This window comes from Pectobacterium aroidearum (genome assembly GCF_041228105.1).
Classification (GTDB): domain Bacteria; phylum Pseudomonadota; class Gammaproteobacteria; order Enterobacterales; family Enterobacteriaceae; genus Pectobacterium; species Pectobacterium aroidearum.
The window spans coordinates 2,033,541-2,054,614 of record NZ_CP166097.1 but is presented as its reverse complement, the minus strand read 5'-3'; the positions used below and the strand labels follow the sequence as shown (position 1 = coordinate 2,054,614).

Here is a 21,074-nt window from a genome sequence, read left to right as displayed (position 1 = left end):
ATCTGTTCACGTAACGCAAGGGATAACCATGCCAGCATCAGAAACGACCACCCAGCAGGATCGCCTGAATCCTGTCGTGTTCTACACATCAGCGGGACTTATCCTGACCTTCTCGCTGATGACCATGTTGTTTAACAAAGAAGCAAATGCCTGGATTACCCACGCGCTCAACTGGGTTTCCGCCACCTTTGGTTGGTATTACCTGCTAGCCGCCACGCTCTACATCGTTTTCGTCATCTTCATCGCCTCGTCTCGCTTTGGCTCGATCAAGCTCGGGCCGGAGCAGTCGAAACCAGAATTTAGCCTGATGAGCTGGGCTGCAATGCTGTTTGCGGCGGGGATCGGCATTGATTTGATGTTCTTTTCCGTCGCGGAACCGATTACGCAATACATGATGCCGCCGGAAGGACAAGGACAGACGATGGAGGCAGCTCGGCAGGCTATGGTCTGGACGCTGTTTCACTACGGGCTCACAGGCTGGTCAATGTACGCGCTGATGGGCATCGCGCTGGGCTACTTCAGCTACCGGTATAATTTGCCGCTGACTATTCGCTCTGCCCTGTATCCCATTTTTGGTAAACGCATCAATGGCCCGATTGGACACAGCGTCGATATCGCAGCCGTACTCGGAACCATCTTCGGTATCGCCACTACGCTGGGTATCGGCGTCGTTCAGCTTAATTACGGGCTGAAAGTCCTGTTCCAGATTCCTGAGAACCTTACCGTTCAGGCCTCACTCATCCTGCTTTCCGTAATCATGGCGACCGTTTCCGTGACGTCTGGCGTCAATCGTGGTATTCGCTTCCTTTCCGAGCTGAACGTCCTGCTTGCACTCGGTTTGATTCTCTTTCTGCTCTTCTGGGGGGATACCGAGTTTCTGCTAAACGCGCTGGTGTTGAACGTCGGGGATTACATCAACCGCTTTACCGGTATGACGCTCAACAGCTTTGCATTCGATCGCCCGACCGAGTGGATGAATAGCTGGACGCTGTTCTTCTGGGCGTGGTGGGTCGCGTGGGCACCGTTTGTCGGGCTGTTTCTGGCGCGTATCTCGCGCGGCAGAACGATTCGGCAGTTTGTCGTCGGCACGCTGATCATCCCGTTTGTCTTTACCCTGCTGTGGCTCTCCATTTTTGGTAACAGTGCGCTTTATCAGGTAATTCACGGTAATCTGGACTTTGCGAACGAAGTCATGCAGCACCCGGAACGTGGATTCTACAGCCTGCTGGCACAGTACCCCGGCTTCAGCCTGAGCGCCTCTGTCGCGACCATTACCGGCCTGCTGTTTTATGTTACCTCTGCCGACTCTGGTTCGCTGGTACTGGGCAATTTCACCTCTCGCCTTGGTGACATCAACAACGATGCACCAAACTGGCTGCGAATTTTCTGGTCAGTCGCGATTGGCCTGTTGACGCTGGGTATGTTGATGACAAACGGCGTGTCAGCATTACAGAACACGACCGTCATCATGGGATTGCCGTTTAGCTTTGTGATGTTCTTTATTATGGCGGGGTTATATAAATCACTGCGGGTTGAGGATTACCGTAAAGCCAGCTCCTTGCAAACCTCAGCGCCGATACCAATTTCAGGCGACGATCGTCTGAACTGGAAACAACGCATCTCACGCGTCATGAATTTCCCTGGCACAACGCATACACAGAAAATGCTGGATAACGTCTGTAAAGCGGCGATGGAGGATGTTGCACGTGAACTGCGTCTGCGCGGTGCCAATGTTGAAGTCAACGAATTACCGCCAGTCGAAGATGAACGTCTGAATCACCTCGAACTATTGGTGGATTTGGGTGATGAGCAGAATTTCCTCTACCAAATTTGGCCACAGCGCTATAGCGTCCCAGCGTTTACCTACCGGGCCCGCTCGGGGAAATCAGATTATTACCGCCTTGAAACCTTCCTGTTGGAAGGAAGTCAGGGAAATGATCTGATGGACTACAGCAAGGAACAGGTGATTAACGACATTTTGGATCAGTACGAACGCCACCTGAATTTTCTTCATATTAATCGAGAAGCGCCCGGCAATACGCTAACCTTCCCAGATGCATAACTCTCCCCTATGGCGCTGAAATACAGCGCCATTTTTCAATGTGTTATGTCTTTATCGCCCCTTTTTCGTTCATTGTGTTTTTCCTGAATCTATGGGCTATGCCGCATTCTTTGCTTCCACGATTTGCGCTTTATTTTTGAAACGGTATACTGCACACATCAAATTGAAATACAGTTTTAAAAAATGTATTTGTCCGTCACAGAAAAGGAACGAACATGAAAATTGCACTGATTAACGAGAACAGCCAGGCTGCCAAAAACGCCATCATCGCCGAGTCTCTGACCAAAGCGGTTGCACCGTTGGGCCACACTGTACACAACTACGGTCAATACGCCGTTGAAGATGCCGCACAGCTGACCTACATCCAGAACGGTATTCTGGCTGCTATTCTGCTGAACTCTGGCGCTGCTGATTTCGTTGTGACTGGCTGCGGTACTGGCCAAGGCGCCATGCTGGCTTGTAACTCTTTCCCAGGCGTAATCTGTGGTCTGGTTGTTGACCCATCTGATGCTTACCTGTTCTCTCAGATCAACAACGGTAACGCCGTATCCGTTCCTTACGCTAAAGGCTTTGGCTGGGGCGCTGAACTGAACCTGGAAAACCTGTTTACCCAGCTGTTCAAAGAAGAAGGCGGCCGTGGCTATCCGAGCGATCGCGTTGTTCCTCAACAACGTAACAAAAAAATCCTGGATGCCGTAAAAGCAGTGACCTACAACGACCTGATCACCATTCTGAAAGGTCTCGATCAGGATCTGGTTAAAGGCGCCGTTGCTGGTCCTAAATTCCAAGAATACTTCTTCGCTAACAGCAAAGACGAAGCACTGACCAGCTACGTCAAAACGCTGCTGGCGTAATTGTCCTACAGCTGATAAAAAACCACAGGCCATCGCGGTCTGTGGTTTTTTTATGCCTATTCCCCACCCATTTTTCCTGCATTTTCATGACACCGTAGCGCTGACTATCCGTTACCGTTCAATGCTTAGCCAGACGCACCATTCGCGCTAAATACTGCTTGACCGAAGCTAAGCGACTCCCTATAGTAGCGCCCCGTTGCCCCTTGTAGGTAACCCCCGGTGAGGTGTCCGAGAGGCTGAAGGAGCACGCCTGGAAAGTGTGTATACGTGAAAACGTATCAAGGGTTCGAATCCCTTCCTCACCGCCATATAAAAGAAAACGCCCTTAACGCAAGTTAAGGGCGTTTTCTTTTATACCGTTGGTACAGATAAGAAACTTTGACAGGGTACAACAAAATAACAAGACTGGCGTTTTGGACCGCCAACGGCGGCCCAGAGGGCGAGCGGCAGGACGCCGCGAGTCAATCCATCAAACATGTACATGCCTGATATTAAAACGCCCCTGACGCAACTCAGGGGCGTTTTCTTTTATATGCTGATGGTACAGGAGTTTTCACTCCCACACCATACAGACATCAGCCATAGGCATGGAGCGTGCGCTGGCACAGCGCCGAACGCACACAGTCCTCTTTACCGAAAGAGACCACGCCAATCATGTCATCCTCAACAAAGCGCTCCAGCGCGTCGCGCAGGCCGGATTTCACACCAGCCGGCAAGTCGCACTGCGTCACATCACCATTGACGATAACCGTGACATTCTCGCCTAAACGCGTCAGGAACATTTTCATTTGGTTCACCGTCACGTTTTGCGCCTCATCCAAAATCACAACTGCATTTTCAAATGTCCGCCCGCGCATATACGCAAAAGGCGCAATTTCAACTTTGGCAATTTCCGGCCGCAAACAGTATTGCATGAAAGAGGCCCCCAGCCGACGCAAAAGTATGTCGTAAACCGGGCGGAAATAAGGCGCAAATTTCTCCGCAATATCTCCAGGTAAAAAGCCAAGATCCTCGTCGGCCTGTAATACTGGCCGCGTAACAATAATACGCTCAACCTCTTTATGGATTAGTGCCTCCGCCGCTTTCGCAGCGCTCAGATACGTTTTACCGCAGCCAGCTTCGCCTGTGGCAAAAATCAACTGTTTGTTTTCTATCGCAGACAAGTAATGTTCCTGGGCAGCCGTACGAGCTTGAATAACGGAATTATCGCGATTCTCACGCGCCATGCCGATTGCTTCAATCCCGCCCATCTGTACCAGAGAAGTGACCGATTCTTCCTCACGCTGACGATGGCTACGCGACTCACGACGAATAACGCGTTTTGCTTCACGACGAGCTTTGATCACTGCTTTTTGTCTTCCCATAGTGGCACCTTACAGTTTGTTTCACTTACCGCACTGTTCTACAGCGCGTGACGTTTAACTCACTAACGAGGTTAGGCTTCCTTATTAAGCCAATAGCGGACAGAAAATACACATGATTCATCCACGAACCGAGTGAAAAATGGATAACGCGTTCATGGATAGAAAACGAAAATAAACGGAGAGTTTGGGTAACAAGAGAATGGTGTAGCGTTGAAAATAAGTGGGAGGAACATCCCTCGCATCGGCGAGTCAGCAGCGTAGAATCTTGACATCGACTACAAAGTCCAAAAAAGGACATTACCATTCGCGTTCCTCACTGTGACAACGACTATTCCACTGAATAATGATTGATCGCATCGTAGAACTACTGCTAACCATTGCCTAAAAATTAGTGCCGAATGATTTCAGTAGTATGACAGTGCAATAATTTGCCCCTGCAATGCAAGCATTTTTTACACTGTCATAACATTTACGTATAGTCAGTATCCCATGGTTTGGCAATGTCAGCCTGAGAACGACGCATTATGTACGTCAGAAATGCCGCTGCCAGTCCAGATATTGATCGTATTTTCGTAAGGCACTGCGGTAAATATTTTGCTCAATATCGGGAAGGTAATCACAAACGCGCTGCTGTACCCCATCGCGGTGACGGGAAAAGGTTTCCGCGGGGTAATTATTTGCAGCCAGCAGCTCGTCCAACCGCCGCAGGCGAATGACATACTCGCGCATCGTGCTATGGCGGACTTCAGTCTGTTCGATCAGATACTGCGTGAAAGCTTTAATATCGAAATAGCTAGCAGTCGTATTGCATAATATTTCGCTACAAAAGCGGCAAAGCGGGATTAATTCCTGTTGAAGACCGGACCATATTTCGTCATCAATAAGCCTGTCGATGCTGCCAATCGATTTTTTATTGATAAGCTGATTGCGAAATACCAGTGAAACGCGGTCGAGCTCTTTATCACACTGGGAACAGTTGGTCTGTCTGTGTTTGAAGTCTTTCAGATAACGGCTTAGCAGCTGTTTCTTCCGAATTGATGGGTGCATGAATCCATTCCATGACGATATATAACTTCAATATGAAGCAACAGCACCTTTCATTACGCCAGAAAACCTGGAGTGCTAACAACAGGCAGTATTGATCACGTAAATACTGATGCAAAAACACTCATCAATATTCAAATGCTGCCATGTTTTTGTGCTTCAGAGACTGAAGATATATTTGATAACAGTATTCCTACGCAGCGTAATTAAACATCGTTCATTAATTTCACGCGCAGGCGCTTTATCGCCTGGCTATGCAACTGACTGACCCTCGACTCACCGACTTCGAGAACGGCACCGATTTCTTTCAGGTTCAACTCTTCCTGATAGTAAAGCGTCAATACCAATTTCTCACGCTCTGGCAGGCTTTCAATCGCGTCCATCACACGATGGCGCAAATTGCCTTCCATCAATTGATGCAATGGATTCGCATCTTCATTGCCTTCCAGTAGAGCCTCTGCGCTATCACCATGTTCCTCACGCCATTCATCGTAAGAGAAAAGCTGGCTGTTGTTCGTATCCAGCAATATCTGACGATAATCCTCAAGCGTGATATTCAGGGCCTGCGCAACCTCCTGCTCTGTTGGAGTACGACCGAGCTGTTGTTCAGCCTGCTGCATTGCTTGTGCCACTTCCCGCGCATTACGCCGTACACTGCGTGGAGCCCAATCACGACTGCGTAATTCATCCAGCATCGAACCGCGGATTCGTTGAACGGCATAGGTAGTAAACGCCGTACCTTGCAACGAATCATAACGCTCGACTGCGCTGAGCAAGCCGATACCACCAGCCTGTAGCAGATCGTCAAGCTCAACACTCGCGGGGAGACGAACCTGTAAACGCAAGGCTTCATGGCGCACTAGTGGAACATAGCGCTTCCAAAGGGAATTTTTATCCATTGTGCCTTCGGCGGTATACAAATCGCTCACAGTGACAAATACCTACGATGATAATGTTATCGACACTATTATGCTTTTAGGTAGGGTAGCCAATCGGCTGAATAGCGTCAAAAAAGAAGGGTTATTCCTGCCATGTATGACAGGATTAGGTAAAGACTCTGCGATGAGAAACACAATTGGCAGGCACACAGGGTGCAATGCAATACAAAATTTGTGATGTAGATCTCTTCAGAAGGGAGATGATTCTAACGCAGACCTCTGGCAGAGGAAAGGAGGTTTATGGGCTGGGGAGACACAGGCTGCGTCATCCCTTTTTGTTGGTATATTTCAGAGATGACACAGAGCTTATAATATTCGATTGCTGCTATGTAGTAACGTATTTTTTAATGATTAACACTATATTTATCAATAAGATAATTTTTATATGAAAAATATCTTCCTTCAATATTTTTCATAGTGGTTACTACCCACATAAATGAGTAGTCAGTATGGCTAATGTCACAAACAAATGAGGAATTAATCCTGAAAACAGTATTTTTATCTTTTACATAATCAAGGGCGGCAGAAAGCGCAACTTGATCTAAAAACCATACATGATTATTGTTGACTAAATTAACATGAATGAATGACGATACTCTATCAATATAATTCCTTGACTCTTCCCCACCACCCAGGTAAACAAAACCTGCCGATGCGTTTTCCCAAAAAGGCGCATTTTCAGTAGTCGTCAAAATCAAGTCAAATGCCTGTGTTTGAATTGACGATAGCCAATCCTTTCTTAATAAACAATCAGCATCTAAAATTAGCAAAGGGGTATCTAATGCACTTAAAGCGTAATTAGCAAAAACAAATCGCCTTGATGCATAATCGGCACTCATGTTTGAAGACGTAGATAAACGCTCTGCCGTACAAGAAATATTTAGCTCAGGAAACTGCTTATTTTTATTTTTAATATCAATAGATGTTTCATCATCAATATTATAAACATGAATATGGACATTAAAACTGTCTTTATTTGTTTCATAAATTGAATACAATGCTGGTATAGCGTGCTCATAGTAATATTTAACATCACAAGCTATGATGATGGTTGTCTTCTTATTCTGATGGTTTTTTCTTATTATCCAATTATAGTCATCATTTGAAATAGAATGAGCTTTTTCGTCTAAGAGCGAAGAGAAGTTAATAAAAGAATCTGGATATCCACCAAGCCTATAAATCGAACAAACCAGCATTAATAAAACCATCAAATCTTCACCTATTAAATGTTGATTAGATGTCATTTCCTTTATTAAAGGTAAGGTAAGTTCATAATCCTCTTCAATAATACAGATCATCAACAATATTCTGAAAGCTGCCGGGGAGTTCTTTAATGTCGAGAAATTGTTATTTATCAAATTAACCGATGAGTCAACGTCACCAATTCTAAATAAAATTTGAATTGCTATGACAAGGTATTCTATATTAGGATTTAATTTCAGTATATCTATTAATGAATTGCGAATACCAATAACATATTCATCAGGCAGCTTTTTCTGATATCCACTCCATTTTTCATCGAAAGCCATATTAGCATGGGCCATCGTGACAAGTAGTTGTTTTAACGCTTTATCTTTGTCGGATGGCAGCCCGCTATCATGTAAACTCAGCTCTCTGGCAACAAATAACACATCGCAATTAAATTCTTTAACCACACTGTCTATGACTCTCAGAGGAATATTACCCGTCTCACCAAGCTCAATATCTCTTGTAAATACATCCCGATAAAATTGATGCATAGCTTTGGCATGAGCGTAGCTTTGCATAATAAACCTCCATGTTCATTAGTTATATAAAAATTAAAATCAGATTATTTTTTTTTACACAATAAAAATATACTAGAACAGAGATCAGGGTATTGTTGGCCCAGCTGATAGCAACCTTCTAAATATTCATTTGTTATGATATCGGTTTGCAATAATTTGTCCCATTGAAAATTCGCTAAAGCTTTAAAGAATATACCTGAACGGTAGGCAACGTGTAATCCAGCAAGACTCGCGTCGCGCTCAAGTGTATCCAGTGCATACGTACAACGATGTCCATGCTCAAATTCTGCTTCAGTCACCGCCGAATTATGGGAAATAATCCCCATTTTTACGGCTATCTGGCGGGAAGCTGCATTAGCATTAGGGCAAACGAGGAATAAACGTCCTCCTTCCGCTAACCATTCATCATTAATACGCTTAAGCAGAGCGATGGGGTCATCAATATGCTCAAGCACATGCGTCAATACAATATTATCGTAACGACGAGGTAATTGAACATCTTCAAAGCGTGAATGAATATAAGTTACTCCGTCTTTTAACCGACCTTTAGCATATGAAATCGCTTCTGCGGACGCTTCAACGCATGTGATATCGTTGAAATGTTCCTGTAGCCGTGAAGTAAAATCACCTTTGAAGCTCCCTAGCTCCAATAAATTTCCTGGACGAAAGAAAGGAGTGAATGCACGAACCATAAAAGGATGCATCACATCAAAGTCGAAATTATAGGCGTATTTATGTCCTGCTGTATCCTTAATTTCCTGATCATAATTTCTGTTGATTGTCATGTTCTCGTCTCACAATGTCGGATCATTTGCAGGATATTGCCGCTAATTCCTGACTGAATAAAAGCATGTTTTAGATAAAAGTATCTGGCAACCTGATTACTTTCTTCAACTTCCAAACGTATTTCTATCGCACCTAGCGTTTGCATTTTCGCGATACAGTGTTCCAACAAAATACCGCCGAAACCCATGCCCTGAGCTTCCACGAGTACAGAAACATTAGTAATAAATGCAATCCTTGTTTGTTCATTAAAATATGAAGCGACAAGGCCGACTAAACGTTCGTCTCTCCATCCTTCAATGCAATGAGCAAGGCGAGCTATCTTAGCGGCATAGGCCGCTATTTCAACTCGGTGCTCTAGCGAACGGACAAATGCATCATCACAGGCACGCAGATGCGATGCGATATCCTCCGCGGTGGCGCTATTCTGACGTATAATCATTCGCTGCATGCAGTCAACTCAGCCAAACCAAAGCCTTCTTTTCCGAATGCGTTGCCGTTATAGAGCAAGTATACCTTCTCATCACTTCGGAAAAGGTGCGGATAACACTGCATCTCGCTATCCCATTCCCCAGGTCCCGAAATAGCAGGCACCTGAGAATCATCTCTATGCCATGTCATAAGATCGTCTGACCAGGCATAACCAAGACGGTATCCACGTCCGGCACCTAAGCGAAAATCGAAACACTCGCGATAACAAAAAATCATGTGATATCGATTGCCCACTTTGATCACTGTCGGCAACGCCTGACATTCATCATCACCAAGCCGATCGGCAATGATAGGCTTACTCTCTCGCACCCAGTCGATGCCATCGTCAGAAACAGCATGTGCAATTTTATAAACGCGGTCTGGTGGAGAATCAGACTGTTGCCTTTTCCAACCCACGCCGTAGATGTACCACATATGGAAGCGCCCTTCGAGATGCAGAACAAATGCATCCCCGACCAAATAAGGTTCGTGCAAGGAAGCCGACATCACAGGGCCTGTCGCATGCCGTTGAAAGGTATTACCGCCATCACGACTAATTGCCAAACCTATCGAGGTATCCACAGAAACAGAGACCCGGCGATTCCATCCTGTGGTCCAAGCCATTACTGCATCATTGTGGCGCAAAACGTTGAAGGGAAAAATGCCGTGTTCATCAAACGTGCCTAATTCTGCGTGATCGATCACAGGTGCCGCACTAACGTTCAAGATCTCCTGCAGATTCTTATCCATATCTACATAAGAAACTCGACTGATGAATTTATTATTTTTCTCATCTATTTCGCGAGTAGAAAAATATATACGAACAAAATCATCAAATACCAAGGCCTGAGGGGATTGGGCATACCCTGCCCCACCAATCAAAGGTGGATGCGCCTGAGGTGAATAGATTAGCCCATGTTTACGCCATGTCAGCATTAGCGCAATTCTCCTTCTAACTGTGCCAAACCAAAACCATAGCGCCCAACTTGATCGCCTAAATATGCCATATAGACCTTACCATCAAGTTCAAATACATGGGGATAGCTGATCATTTCCGAGTCCCACCCTGTTTCAGACACATCAATTCCTGCTTTTTCATCATCACGATGCCAGTCAATGAGATCGGAGCTCCATGCATATCCAATACGATACCCATGCTTTTTGCCTCGATAATGTTCGCTGTAGCGGTAGCAAAAGAACATATGATACTTGCCGTTTGCATAAAACACATCGGGACTCGCCTGCGCTTCATCTTCTTCAATTCGGCTGCTGATTAAATCTTTATTGATCTTCCGCCAATTTATGCCATCACTCGATAACGCCATGCGAATTTTGTAAACAGGCTCTGCTCTACCATCAACCCGTTTCCATCTACGACCTGCGATATAGAATAGCTGCCATTCGCCATTAAAACGGCGAATTTTCGGCCCGCTCATAACAAAGGGTTCTTCAGGAGAATAGCTAATAATCGGTCCTGGCCCAGCTTTGCGGAATACATCACCATCATCACTAGTGGCCATGCCGATGGCAACGTTGAAAGGTACAGACTCACACCGAGTCCAGCCGGCATAATATGCACGGAAAATATTTTCATCACGAACAACGGATACCGGATAGGTACCGAATTCGTCAAATTCACCCGATTGCCCTAATGGTAAAATAGGGGTTTCGGAAACACGTAATACATTGAAAAGATTATGACGATCCAGGTCAACCCAGGCAGAATAGCTAACATACATGCCATGTTCATCAGCTGGTGGGCGACAAGAGAAATAAACACGGACAAAATCATCAAAGACCAGCGTTGCGGGTGCCTGTGCAAACTCTTTAAGCCAGGGGCGGTCATTAATCTCTTGCGGGGTGAATACCTTACCTAACTTTTTCCACTGGAACATATTTATATCAACTCATATTCAGTAGTAATAAGGCGTAGTACCTCATCACTGGAATTAAACATCATGACATCAATGATTGATAACCAAGCCACAAAAGGTTCATCGAATTGTTTATAAATAATACTATTTGGCTGGATAAAATTCAGAGTCATTCCATGTGACGCAAAGGCGTCTTGGGAATAAAGAGAAATACCACCAGGTGGGTTACTGTACGTTTTCGCGCCGAGAGCGTTCCCAAATGCAAGCACTTTGTCTTGAGATTTTAGTGAGTGATCGATATTGATAGAAGAGGATATTTTTATATCACATGCTAAACCAAGATATTCTTTAATGCTTTTCAATGAGAAAAATATATAGTTAAACAAATTATCATCTCGATAATTAATTATATTTTCCAGCAATGGAAAAACATCTTTAAAATAAGGAGCACGACGATAAGCACCACATATTTTGTTGATTAAGTCTTCTCTATTAAATGTCTCTGACAGTACCCTATCTTTAACATCTAAAAAATCAGAGTCTTTCTTCAATGGTAGACTAAACGTACTATCTTTCCCATTTAACAAAATGCGGTTTCGATTTATCCATCCTTTTTTGGTGTATTTTATATTATCGTAAACCACAAAAACATCTACTTCGGCCATCAACTGAAAATAGCCAATGTAAGGAAAGAAATAAGGTTGCATTACCGCATACTTTATCAACTCGCTCTCCTGGCACTACTAAAACCGCTACCCAATACAGATATGAATTGTAAATTACAAACCATCGTATATTGATAGTTTGTAATTGACTCTATTGTTTTTCTAATCAAAAAACCTTCGCTTACGTTACGCACAATCAGAAATACACCTAACAACATCCAATATACTTTCATCTGACAAATCAGGATAAATAGGAAGACAGAGCACATTGTCAGCAATGTGCGTTGCCGTTGGCAGGCCACCTTCTTTAGCTGAGTCCAACCCTCGATACATTGGAAAGGTGCTAATTAGCGGATAAAAGTATCGGCGGGCATATATGTTTCTTTCTCTCATTATATTGTATACTTCGTCTCTTTTTTTAGGGAAATCATCAGAGAAGAAAATAGGAAAATAAGCATAATTCCAGGTCACATTCTCAGGAATGTTCACAACATTAATTCCCGCAATGTTTTTTAAAAGCTCACAATATCTTAGATAAATGTTCTTACGCTGCTCCAATGCTGAATCAATATATTTTAATTGAAGCAATCCGAATGCGGCCTGAACCTCATTCATTTTTGCATTAATACCAGGAGCAACAACGGTTACTTCATCAACGAAGCCAAAATTCTTAAGATAATCAATTCTTTTTTTCGTTTTCTCATCTTGAGAAATAATCGCACCACCTTCGATAGTGCTAAAAACTTTCGTCGCATGAAAACTGAGAATCGAAAGATCGCCATGATTTAATATGCTGACATCATTCCTCTTAACACCAAAAGCATGAGCCGCGTCATAAATCACTTTTAGGCCATATATATCAGCTATATTTTGAATACGGTCAACATCTGCAGGTAATCCATAACAATGCACGGGTAAAATTGCAGACGTTGCTGGCGTAATAGCCTGCTCTAATTTAGAAGGATCAAGATTACATGTTACTGGATCAATATCAACAAAGACGGGTTTTAACCCATTCCACAATAATGTATGCGATGTTGCCACAAATGAGTAAGGAGTAGTAATGACCTCGCCAGTGATACGTAACGCTTGCAAAGCAGTTAATAAAGCCAGTGTGCCATTGGAAAATAAACTAAGGTATGGAACGCCAAGATAATCAGCCAGAGCTTGCTCTAAACGCTGATGGAATGTCCCATTATTAGTTAGCCACTTATTTTCCCATATTTCTTCAAGATAAGGAGTAAACTCATCCAAAGGCGGTAATAACGGGCTTGTTACATACACTGGTTTTTTCATTTCACCATCTTCCGCTTATAGATTATTCGCAATCAACGCTACCGCCCTTGACTCACAGCTATCAACGCGCTGAAAACTTACCCATTTTGATGACATAAAAAGAAAATGCTCAGGTTTGCTGCCCCCAGGTAAAAATATTAATGCCGCATTCTCTTTCTATAATATCCGTAGCCGACCTCTACTTATTCGGCAATACGTTGAAAATTATCTTTTACCGATAATGGCATAAGCGTTCATGCCATTATCTCGATCATTTCTATCAGTCAGCCTGATGACGTGCATCCATGAAACCGATCATTTTCATGGCACTGGTGAGTGACCTATCGCATAACTCTTAGGTGGCTCACCGGCACAGTAAGCTTTCCATACCATTCTTAGCGCCTGCTCGAAATAGGTGGCGGCGGTTACATTATCAGCACCGACGTCATGCTCCATTTTCTTGCGTAAACTATGGCGAATTTGATTCAGTTCATCCAACCGATTATTCCAGGAAATAGCCTTGTCGATATAGTCAGCTTCTGAATCTGCAATAAACTCATTCAAACCAGCCTGGCCAAGGTTTACCACCCCTTGGCGAGCAGCATAGGTTTCACCGGCCAGCGTTAGAGTCGGCACGCCCATCCATAACGCATAGTTCGTCGTGGTTCCCCCGGTATAGGGGAACGTATCTAGCAGCACATCAATTTCCTGGTGCATAGCCAGATAACTCATTATGTTGACACGTTCGCGGAAAATCAGCTGATCAGGTTGAACACCCTGCGACTCTAACCTTTTACGTATATGTTCTCTCGACTGCTGGCTAGGCAACGCACCAATAATCATCTTGCTGGTTGGTAACTGAACGAGGATTTTTCCCCATGCCGATAATACCGTATCGTTAATCTTAGTCGGTCTGTTGAAGCTGGCGAACGTGAGATAACCGTTTTTCAACGCAGGAAGATCGTTAACATCAGGGCCATTAACTACCGGTTCAAATTGTCGGTCAAATAGCACATACAGTAATTTTTCAGTAAATTGATGGGCTAAAACTTCTGGATATGGGGCATGGTTCATGACCAGATAGTAATCCATCGCTTTTAATCCCGTCGTTCCCGGGTAACCAATCCAGCTAATCTGGATCGGTGCAGGCTTCATAGCGAACATTGACAAGCGGTTATCGCCAGTGTGACCGGAAAGATCGAAAAGAATATCTATCTCATCCTGTTTAATCAGTTCGAATAATTCCGTGTCGCTACTGCTCGCCACGTTACGCCACACAGCTGAACGTTCTTCCAGCATACGAGTCACTTCATCATAATGATGTGATGTGGAATAGGCATAAAGGGCAAAGTGTTGAGGGTTTATGTCATTCCATACCGGCGATAAGAATTTGCTGACGGGATGTGAATATAAATCTCCAGAAACAAAACCAATACGTAATACTCTGTTGGGATCTTTATTTTGTAGATAGTGAACAGGTGTACTCGCACCAATCCGTTTTTCTACCGCTTCGCCATACAATAAATGCTCAGCAAAAACCTCTGAAGCCGGGATATTGGCATTATGTAGTAAAGCAAATAAAAGGTTACTGTATATACTTAAATCATCTGGAGCTGCAGCAACCGCTCGGCGATAATAATCAATTGCACTTTCGACATTGGATTTTTTATCCAACACCATCGCCATACCGTTCAGTATTGCCGCATCGTTAGGTAGAAGTTGCATCGCTTTTTCTAGACAGACTTCTGCCCCAGACATATTTTCGAATTTTAAATAAACAAGCGCCACCACATTCCAGGCGACAGCAACGTTGCTATCACAGCGAATAACCTTATAGGCTAAGTTAATTGCTTCCCAATAATGATATGTATTGTGCAACAAACTAGATAATTCACTATAGACTAACCATGCATTGCTATACATGGAAATAACTTTCGCCAAAGAGAATATTGCCGCATTTTTATCCCCAGTAACGAAGTTAATTCTCTCTAGCGTAATCCAATTCTGTAAATTATTCGGCTGTTTTATCGTCAACTCTTCTGCCAGAGAACGAGCTTCATTGTATTTCTGTTGCTTTAATAACTCATATAATTGATGTTTGACTTTCGCATCAATCGCGTTATTAACGAATTCTTTTCGACTTTTTTCAACCTTTATAGCGTCACTAGCCTTGAATAAGCCACCGCCACTCGCGTTGCTGGAATATATGAGCAACGGATTGATATTATGGATTACTTCTTTGACGTCCTTCGCCAATTCCAAACGTTTTTGGAAGTAACGTTGCCACGCCAGAGCGCTGCCGACCATCAGACCTTTATGATGCAATTCATCCAACAGCGCTAATGAGCCCTCGTCCTGCTCATCTAATAAGTCCATCGGAATTTTTAGCCCTTGAGCCTCTGACGGTAAAGTGAAAGATTCATACCAGTAGTTAAATACTGGATAATTACCCCCACAATTCGGTAATACTCGCAGCGTACTGAATTCGCTTTTACGATAAGCACATTCACCGACACAGAAATGAATGCTCGATAACCCTTGCTTTAACAAAGCATAAAGGGATTCACGCACATTGTTTTCATGTTCGTGTTTATCATTTTCTTTCTCAGGAAAATGCGTATTAAATATCAGTTCCTTAAAGGAAACACTCGCAGGCCACGCATTACCTAAGACATCCAGAATTTGCTGGGTAAGTTCGTGATCGGTCGATATCTGTATTCCAGTATTAGTCGAATAAGCGTTGGACGCCAAACCTTTATTCAACATGCTACGGCGGAAACTCCCGGCCCAGGAAAGTTTATCCAGCCGCGAGACATCAATTTCCGATTCCAACTTTTCCGCCCGTTCAGCAGCGACCAGCAGACTAAACCGACGTTTGCGTCCAACGTTAAAATCCAGATACTGCTGTTTCAATATCTTATTGCCAGTCGGACAGATTGTGCGCAGTAAGTTATCTACCTGGTCACCATAGTGAGAGGCAATCTCAGTATGAGGCTCAATTTCGCCAACATAAGCCAAGCCTTCTTGCGTAATCAGTGCATTAAAGTCGAGCAGATAGCAGGGTTGATTCAGGCCTTGTAGATAGTTGAGCGCTAGCGACACATCGCCCAGTTGTTCGGCTTCTTCAACCAGAGTCGCAATAGCGGCTCTTTGAGGGTTATTTGCAGACATGCCCAGCGATAAATAGCTCAACATGGCTCTTGCACTGGCTTGCTGTTGTTCCGGTGTTTCTGCCAGACTCGCGTGCAGATTTAAAGCATCCTGCAGAATTTCCTCTGTCTTCCCGCCAGGATAGGTCGAATAGGAAAAACACACCACGCCTTTTGCACTTAAATGACGGTGACAATATGCTAACAACGCCGAGCGAGCTTCGCCGCTAACCAGTCCGAAAACACCATGGACAATGATATAATCAAATTTGCCAAGATTGCTGTCCAAAAGCGATGCCAAATCCATTGCCTGGAGTTGCAGATTGGTTAATCCATATTGCTGAACCCACATCTGCCCTTGCGCAATTTTTTCCTCATCAAGATCGATACCAATAGCCTGCGCCTGCGGATAAGCAGTAGCAAATGGCAACAGGTTCGCGCCACTCATGCATCCCAGTTCCAGTACCCGTGCTCTATCAGGATCCGCTGCCACAATGCCATGCAAGTATGCTACTGCCTGCAAATGCGTCGGTGAGGTATAAGGCAAAGGACAGCGATCAGCAGCGCTCGTTGTTGGATGGCTGGCGGCAGTATCTAGAGTCATCAGAAGGGAAAACCTTTCATGAGAGGAAAAAGAAATTACTACTATCGTATCAACTATTAAGATACGCAATCTTATAAATAGAGGGAAATATTAGGCGTATAACATACGTTAGGGAAGAGTGATATTGCTTCACAACAGTGTAATACATGGAGCATTCATCATAAAAAAACCAGCCCCGAAGGGCTGGTTATCATATAAGCTACAGAGTTTGTCTGGCTGAGAATTAACGCAGCAGAGACAGAACAGTCTGTGGAACCTGGTTTGCCTGAGACAGTACAGAAGTACCAGCCTGCTGCAGAATCTGGCTACGGCTCATGTTTGATACTTCGGTCGCGTAGTCAGCGTCTTCGATACGGCTACGAGCAGAAGACAGGTTGTTAATAGAGTTGTTCAGGTTAGTAATGGTAGATGAGAAACGGTTCTGAATCGCACCCAGGTTACTACGAGCAGTGTCGACAGCAGACAGTGCAGTATCCAGAGAGGTGATCAGTGCCTGAGCGGCGGCGTTAGCAGAACTGCCAGTAGCAACAGCACCCAGAGAAGTAATTTTATCAGCAACATCACTCATTGAACCGCCAGTCGTTGCGTTGATCAACGCAGTGCTGTCGATAGTGATGGTTTCAGTTGAGCCAGTGTTAGCACCAACCTGAATGATGATACCAGCACTTGCAGAACCGTCCAGCAGTTTGGTGCCGTTGAAAGAAGCACTCTGCGCAACACGGTTAACTTCGTTAATACGCTGGGTCATTTCCTTAACGATAGAATCACGGTCAGTCTTGCCGTTAGGATCGTTCGCTGCTTGAGTTGCCAGCTCACGGATACGCTGCAAGTTGTTGTTGATTTCGTTCAGGTTGCCTTCGGCAGTTTGAGTCAGAGAGATACCATCGTTGGCGTTACGAGCGGCCTGGGTCATACCCTTAATCTGAGCGGTCATACGGTTAGCGATCGCTTGGCCAGCTGCGTCATCTTTCGCGCTGTTGATACGCAGACCAGAAGACAGACGCTCGATAGCGGTACCCAGAGCAGACTGAGATTTGTTCAGGTTGTTCTGAGTAGTCAGAGACATGATGTTAGTATTAATAACTGCCATAATAGCGTTCCTTAATCAGTGGTTATCAGTTTCGGGTTAGACCCACGGGTTCATCCCCGTCGCTAACATTTATCGGAACGCTTTTCAGAAGCTTTAATTTTTTTTAGCCTAAATTCATTTTTATTGCTCAAAGGGCGATTCTGACCTCCCCCCTATCCTGCGACAATATCAGTCATAAAGAGAGGTGTTCTTTACTGCTAAACTTATTCTCTATTCTGCCGATAATGGCTTCATAGCTCATCGCACTCTGAATAAAAGGATTCTACCATGGCAAGTATTTCTTCATTAGGTGTGGGTTCAGGACTACCTTTAGACTCATTGCTAACACAGCTTAAAACCGCTGAAAATCAAAAGCTTGTACCAATAACAACCCAACAGTCGAGCTTCAAGGCCCAACTGAGCGGTATCAGTGCCCTGAAAAGTGCGCTTGATAAACTCAAAACAGCGAACGATGCTTTAGCGATCTCTGAATCTTTCGGCATTGTTAAAGGTTCAATTGATGGCATCACATCAACCAAAGTTTCCAGCACAAACAAAGCATTCTCTACCACCACCGATAGTAAAGCGGTGGCAGGTACCTATAGCATTGACGTGAAACAATTAGCACAAGCGCATTCAATAACGTCAACGGCCAAAACTAGCGCCACAGAGCCCTTGAGTACAACAGATACAAAACTCGTTATTGCCCAAGATAACGGTAAATTCACTAAAGTCGGTGATGATTACCTAAAATATCTGGAAATAGATATCAAAGCGGGCGAAACATCGTTGAACGACGTTCGTGACGCTATTAACAAAGTCAATGGCACCGTAACAGCAAGCGTCGTCAAAGCCAAAGATAATGAGTACTACCTGATGCTGACCGCCAAAAACAGCGGTACCGAGAGTAAAATCTCTATCGGGGGAGACGACACGAGCGTTTTTAATGGTGCGCCGATAGAAAAAGTTGCGGCCAAAAACGCACAAATCACGGCAAACGGCATTGAGATCGAAAGACAAAGCAACGCAATCTCTGATGCTTTCGAAGGCGTCACGATCAATCTTCTGGCCCAAACTGAGACAGGCAAACCGGAAACGCTGACGATTGAGCAAGATATCACCGGGATGAAGGATACGATCAAAGCCTGGGTTGATGCTTACAATGCGCTGCAAGACACCATTTCAGCTCAAACAAAATACACTGCAGTTGAAGCAGGCGAATCGCAAGTAAGCTCCAACGGCGCGTTATTAGGTGATTCTACGGTTCGTGGTATCCAGAGCAAGCTCAAAGCGCAGCTAACAACGGTACAAAGCGGCGGTGACGAATTCCGTATTCTGGCAGATCTTGGTATTACGCAAAACTTCAAAACAGGGAAGTTAGAAATCAGTGATACCAAGTTAGAAAAAGCGCTGAAAGAAGAACCCGGTAGAGTTCGAGACTTTTTCGTTGGTGATAATGATAAAACAGGATTTGCGACACAGACTCGTACATACCTGAAGGAAGTCCTTGATACGTCAGAAGGTCTCATTAAAACCAAAGAAGATGGTATTAATAGTTCGCTGAAAAAACTGGATACTCAGGCTGCGCGTGTCCAAGATGCAATAGAAAGTACAATTGCTATTTATCAAAAACAATTCGTCGATCTTGATAAAGCGATGACTAACATGAATAGCACCATGAGTCGTTTAACGAGCATGTTCTCTAAACTCTAAATTTTCGATTAAAGATAGGTAACGTGATGTACAACATGAAAGGCAGCCAAGCCTATGCTCAGGTAGGCCTTGAAAGCAGCGTGATGAGCGCAAGCCCTCACCAGCTTATCGTCATGCTGTTTGATGGTGCGCGCAGTGCGATGATTCGCGCGCGCATCCTCATGGAACAGGGCGATATCCCAGGCAAAGGCATGGCGTTATCTAAAGCAATCAACATTATCAATAACGGACTCAAAGCCGGGTTGGATATGGAAGCCGGGGGCGAACTCGTTGAAAACCTGTCCGCTCTGTATGACTACATGTCCCAGCGTTTGTTGATTGCCAATTTACATAACGATGCAAAAGCGATAGAAGAAGTTGAAGTGTTGTTGGAAAATATCGCTGATGCCTGGCGGCAAATCGGTCCTAATTACAAACCAGAGCAGGAAGTACGTTAATGGCCTCCCCCCATCGGCTTCTAAAAGATTACCAACAACTTTTGTCTCTGAGTCAAAAAATTCTTCATTTGGCAGTCAACGGCCAATGGGATACGTTGGTTGAGCAAGAGATTGTTTATGTTCAGTCCGTTGAAGGCTTAGTTAACACGCCAATTCCTGACGAAATTGACAGTGTGATGCGTCTGCATCTGCGACAAATTTTGCAGGAAGTGATGGATAATGAAGCGAAAGTAAAACAACTTCTGCAGAAGCGGATGGACGAGTTAAGTTCGTTAATGGGACAGTCACTGAAGCAAAAGTCAATTAATACGACTTATAACGAATTTGCGGGGCAGAGAATGCTGCCTGGTGATGCCTTACCTGATGAAACACGCTCATAGTAGCATCACACATTATCGATATACCGAGCTCACCGCGCCTCTATTATTGAGGCGTTTTTTTGGCTGTTTTTCGTCAACATGGTTAGACTATCGGCAGAAGGCAATCTGTAGGCGCTAAAAAGATTGAAGACTAACTGCGTTGATAAGCAGGAAGAAACTGGCGGGAAATCAGCACAAATAAAAAATTGCGCGCAATCTCATCAGCATTAACAGTGAGATCGCGCACAATAATGTTGATAATTACAGCCTGATGCCATGAAGTGGCATCAAACGGACATATTCATCACTTCCTGATACGCAGAGACCAGTTTATTACGTACCTGAATGCCCATTTGCATTGAAATGGATGACTTCTGCAAATCCACCATTACATCATTCAATGCTACGCCTGGCACACCCAGAGTGAATTTTTCAGCCTGCGTACGAGCCGTCTGTTGCGTGTCGCTGATCTTATCGATCGCAGCCTTCAACTCACTGGCAAAACCAGGTTCTACCGATGGTCTGGCTATTGGCGTACCAGATGCCTGCAGGGCTTTGACCTGCATTTGCTGTAAAACGCCATCAATACCTTGAACCGACATAATACCTCACTAAACCATGCTAATTAGGCTTTTTCATACACATTT

General features: G+C 44.4%; 18 protein-coding genes and 1 tRNA gene. 6 read left to right on the top strand and 13 right to left on the bottom strand.

Annotation, left to right across the window (positions count from 1 at the left end; translation table 11 throughout):
* Positions 1-28: 28 nt before the first annotated feature.
* The 3 genes from AB8809_RS09485 to AB8809_RS09475 all read left to right on the top strand — a co-directional run bounded on the left by AB8809_RS09485 (position 29) and on the right by AB8809_RS09475 (position 3,224).
* Positions 29-2,062: a choline transporter gene (locus tag AB8809_RS09485; protein WP_349856115.1), complete on the top strand. Its 2,034-nt coding sequence runs from the start codon at positions 29-31 to the stop codon at positions 2,060-2,062.
* A gap of 215 nt (positions 2,063-2,277) precedes the next feature.
* Positions 2,278-2,916 carry an RpiB/LacA/LacB family sugar-phosphate isomerase gene (locus AB8809_RS09480; protein ID WP_015840763.1) on the top strand — a complete coding sequence of 213 codons (639 nt, stop codon included), beginning with the start codon at positions 2,278-2,280 and terminating at the stop codon, positions 2,914-2,916.
* A 218-nt stretch (positions 2,917-3,134) separates the two neighbouring features.
* A tRNA-Ser gene (locus AB8809_RS09475) sits at positions 3,135-3,224 on the top strand.
* A 267-nt stretch (positions 3,225-3,491) separates the two neighbouring features.
* On the opposite strand, the gene phoH is transcribed toward AB8809_RS09475, so the two are convergent.
* From phoH to AB8809_RS09415, 12 genes are all read right to left on the bottom strand, one after another.
* Positions 3,492-4,280, bottom strand: a complete 789-nt coding sequence (gene phoH / locus AB8809_RS09470; protein WP_015840764.1) for a phosphate starvation-inducible protein PhoH — start codon at positions 4,278-4,280, stop codon at positions 3,492-3,494.
* A 531-nt stretch (positions 4,281-4,811) separates the two neighbouring features.
* Entirely contained in the window at positions 4,812-5,327 is a 516-nt protein-coding gene (gene fliZ / locus AB8809_RS09465; RefSeq protein ID WP_015840765.1) for a flagella biosynthesis regulatory protein FliZ, read from the bottom strand.
* Between the two features lie 203 nt (positions 5,328-5,530).
* On the bottom strand, positions 5,531-6,253 hold the full coding sequence (locus AB8809_RS09460) for an RNA polymerase sigma factor FliA (RefSeq protein WP_015840766.1): 723 nt from the start codon (positions 6,251-6,253) through the stop codon (positions 5,531-5,533).
* A 353-nt stretch (positions 6,254-6,606) separates the two neighbouring features.
* Complete coding sequence (locus AB8809_RS09455) at positions 6,607-8,028, bottom strand: hypothetical protein (protein ID WP_349856116.1); 1,422 nt, start codon at positions 8,026-8,028, stop codon at positions 6,607-6,609.
* A 44-nt stretch (positions 8,029-8,072) separates the two neighbouring features.
* Entirely contained in the window at positions 8,073-8,813 is a 741-nt protein-coding gene (locus tag AB8809_RS09450) for a class I SAM-dependent methyltransferase (RefSeq protein ID WP_349856117.1), read from the bottom strand.
* Positions 8,810-9,262, bottom strand: a complete 453-nt coding sequence (locus tag AB8809_RS09445) for an N-acetyltransferase (protein WP_015840769.1) — start codon at positions 9,260-9,262, stop codon at positions 8,810-8,812. The genes AB8809_RS09450 and AB8809_RS09445 overlap by 4 nt, the downstream gene beginning before the upstream one ends.
* Positions 9,250-10,218: a hypothetical protein gene (locus tag AB8809_RS09440; RefSeq protein WP_349856118.1), complete on the bottom strand. Its 969-nt coding sequence runs from the start codon at positions 10,216-10,218 to the stop codon at positions 9,250-9,252. Before AB8809_RS09440 ends, AB8809_RS09445 begins: the two co-directional genes overlap by 13 nt.
* Positions 10,218-11,177, bottom strand: a complete 960-nt coding sequence (locus AB8809_RS09435) for a glycosylase (protein WP_015840771.1) — start codon at positions 11,175-11,177, stop codon at positions 10,218-10,220. Before AB8809_RS09435 ends, AB8809_RS09440 begins: the two co-directional genes overlap by 1 nt.
* 2 nt (positions 11,178-11,179) lie before the next feature.
* Positions 11,180-11,881 carry a WbqC family protein gene (locus AB8809_RS09430; protein ID WP_349856119.1) on the bottom strand — a complete coding sequence of 234 codons (702 nt, stop codon included), beginning with the start codon at positions 11,879-11,881 and terminating at the stop codon, positions 11,180-11,182.
* A 126-nt stretch (positions 11,882-12,007) separates the two neighbouring features.
* The gene (locus AB8809_RS09425; RefSeq protein ID WP_349856120.1) at positions 12,008-13,117 is read right to left on the bottom strand and encodes a DegT/DnrJ/EryC1/StrS family aminotransferase; all 1,110 of its coding nucleotides are present in this window, start codon (positions 13,115-13,117) and stop codon (positions 12,008-12,010) included.
* Positions 13,118-13,417: 300 nt separating this feature from the next.
* On the bottom strand, positions 13,418-16,849 hold the full coding sequence (locus AB8809_RS09420) for a methyltransferase regulatory domain-containing protein (RefSeq protein ID WP_349856121.1): 3,432 nt from the start codon (positions 16,847-16,849) through the stop codon (positions 13,418-13,420).
* A 223-nt stretch (positions 16,850-17,072) separates the two neighbouring features.
* Positions 17,073-17,939, bottom strand: a complete 867-nt coding sequence (locus tag AB8809_RS09415) for a flagellin (RefSeq protein ID WP_320703953.1) — start codon at positions 17,937-17,939, stop codon at positions 17,073-17,075.
* 267 nt (positions 17,940-18,206) lie between these two features.
* Here AB8809_RS09415 and fliD point away from each other — a divergent pair, with 267 nt between their 5' ends.
* From fliD to fliT, 3 genes are read left to right on the top strand one after another with little or no spacing between them, the layout of a single operon-like run.
* Positions 18,207-19,631, top strand: a complete 1,425-nt coding sequence (fliD, locus tag AB8809_RS09410; protein ID WP_349856122.1) for a flagellar filament capping protein FliD — start codon at positions 18,207-18,209, stop codon at positions 19,629-19,631.
* 26 nt (positions 19,632-19,657) lie between these two features.
* Complete coding sequence (fliS, locus tag AB8809_RS09405) at positions 19,658-20,068, top strand: flagellar export chaperone FliS (protein WP_015840777.1); 411 nt, start codon at positions 19,658-19,660, stop codon at positions 20,066-20,068.
* A complete protein-coding gene (fliT, locus tag AB8809_RS09400) occupies positions 20,068-20,448 on the top strand; it encodes a flagella biosynthesis regulatory protein FliT (RefSeq protein ID WP_015840778.1) in 381 nt (126 codons plus the stop codon). The genes fliS and fliT overlap by 1 nt, the downstream gene beginning before the upstream one ends.
* A 266-nt stretch (positions 20,449-20,714) precedes the next feature.
* Here fliT and fliE read toward each other — a convergent pair whose 3' ends face one another.
* Complete coding sequence (fliE, locus tag AB8809_RS09395) at positions 20,715-21,029, bottom strand: flagellar hook-basal body complex protein FliE (protein WP_015840779.1); 315 nt, start codon at positions 21,027-21,029, stop codon at positions 20,715-20,717.
* Positions 21,030-21,074 lie beyond the last annotated feature (45 nt).

What these genes read in the sequence shown, in the direction of transcription:
- AB8809_RS09415 (WP_320703953.1), bottom strand. Translation starts at nt 17,939, where the DNA reads ATGGCAGTTATTAATACTAACATCATGTCTCTGACTACTCAGAACAAC.
- AB8809_RS09435 (WP_015840771.1), bottom strand. Translation starts at nt 11,177, where the DNA reads ATGTTCCAGTGGAAAAAGTTAGGTAAGGTATTCACCCCGCAAGAGATT.
- AB8809_RS09445 (WP_015840769.1), bottom strand. Translation starts at nt 9,262, where the DNA reads ATGCAGCGAATGATTATACGTCAGAATAGCGCCACCGCGGAGGATATC.
- AB8809_RS09450 (WP_349856117.1), bottom strand. Translation starts at nt 8,813, where the DNA reads ATGACAATCAACAGAAATTATGATCAGGAAATTAAGGATACAGCAGGA.
- AB8809_RS09440 (WP_349856118.1), bottom strand. Translation starts at nt 10,218, where the DNA reads ATGCTGACATGGCGTAAACATGGGCTAATCTATTCACCTCAGGCGCAT.
- AB8809_RS09485 (WP_349856115.1), top strand. Translation starts at nt 29, where the DNA reads ATGCCAGCATCAGAAACGACCACCCAGCAGGATCGCCTGAATCCTGTC.
- AB8809_RS09420 (WP_349856121.1), bottom strand. Translation starts at nt 16,849, where the DNA reads ATGACTCTAGATACTGCCGCCAGCCATCCAACAACGAGCGCTGCTGAT.
- fliS (WP_015840777.1), top strand. Translation starts at nt 19,658, where the DNA reads ATGTACAACATGAAAGGCAGCCAAGCCTATGCTCAGGTAGGCCTTGAA.
- fliD (WP_349856122.1), top strand. Translation starts at nt 18,207, where the DNA reads ATGGCAAGTATTTCTTCATTAGGTGTGGGTTCAGGACTACCTTTAGAC.
- fliT (WP_015840778.1), top strand. Translation starts at nt 20,068, where the DNA reads ATGGCCTCCCCCCATCGGCTTCTAAAAGATTACCAACAACTTTTGTCT.
- phoH (WP_015840764.1), bottom strand. Translation starts at nt 4,280, where the DNA reads ATGGGAAGACAAAAAGCAGTGATCAAAGCTCGTCGTGAAGCAAAACGC.
- fliZ (WP_015840765.1), bottom strand. Translation starts at nt 5,327, where the DNA reads ATGCACCCATCAATTCGGAAGAAACAGCTGCTAAGCCGTTATCTGAAA.
- AB8809_RS09425 (WP_349856120.1), bottom strand. Translation starts at nt 13,117, where the DNA reads ATGAAAAAACCAGTGTATGTAACAAGCCCGTTATTACCGCCTTTGGAT.
- AB8809_RS09455 (WP_349856116.1), bottom strand. Translation starts at nt 8,028, where the DNA reads ATGCAAAGCTACGCTCATGCCAAAGCTATGCATCAATTTTATCGGGAT.
- AB8809_RS09480 (WP_015840763.1), top strand. Translation starts at nt 2,278, where the DNA reads ATGAAAATTGCACTGATTAACGAGAACAGCCAGGCTGCCAAAAACGCC.
- fliE (WP_015840779.1), bottom strand. Translation starts at nt 21,029, where the DNA reads ATGTCGGTTCAAGGTATTGATGGCGTTTTACAGCAAATGCAGGTCAAA.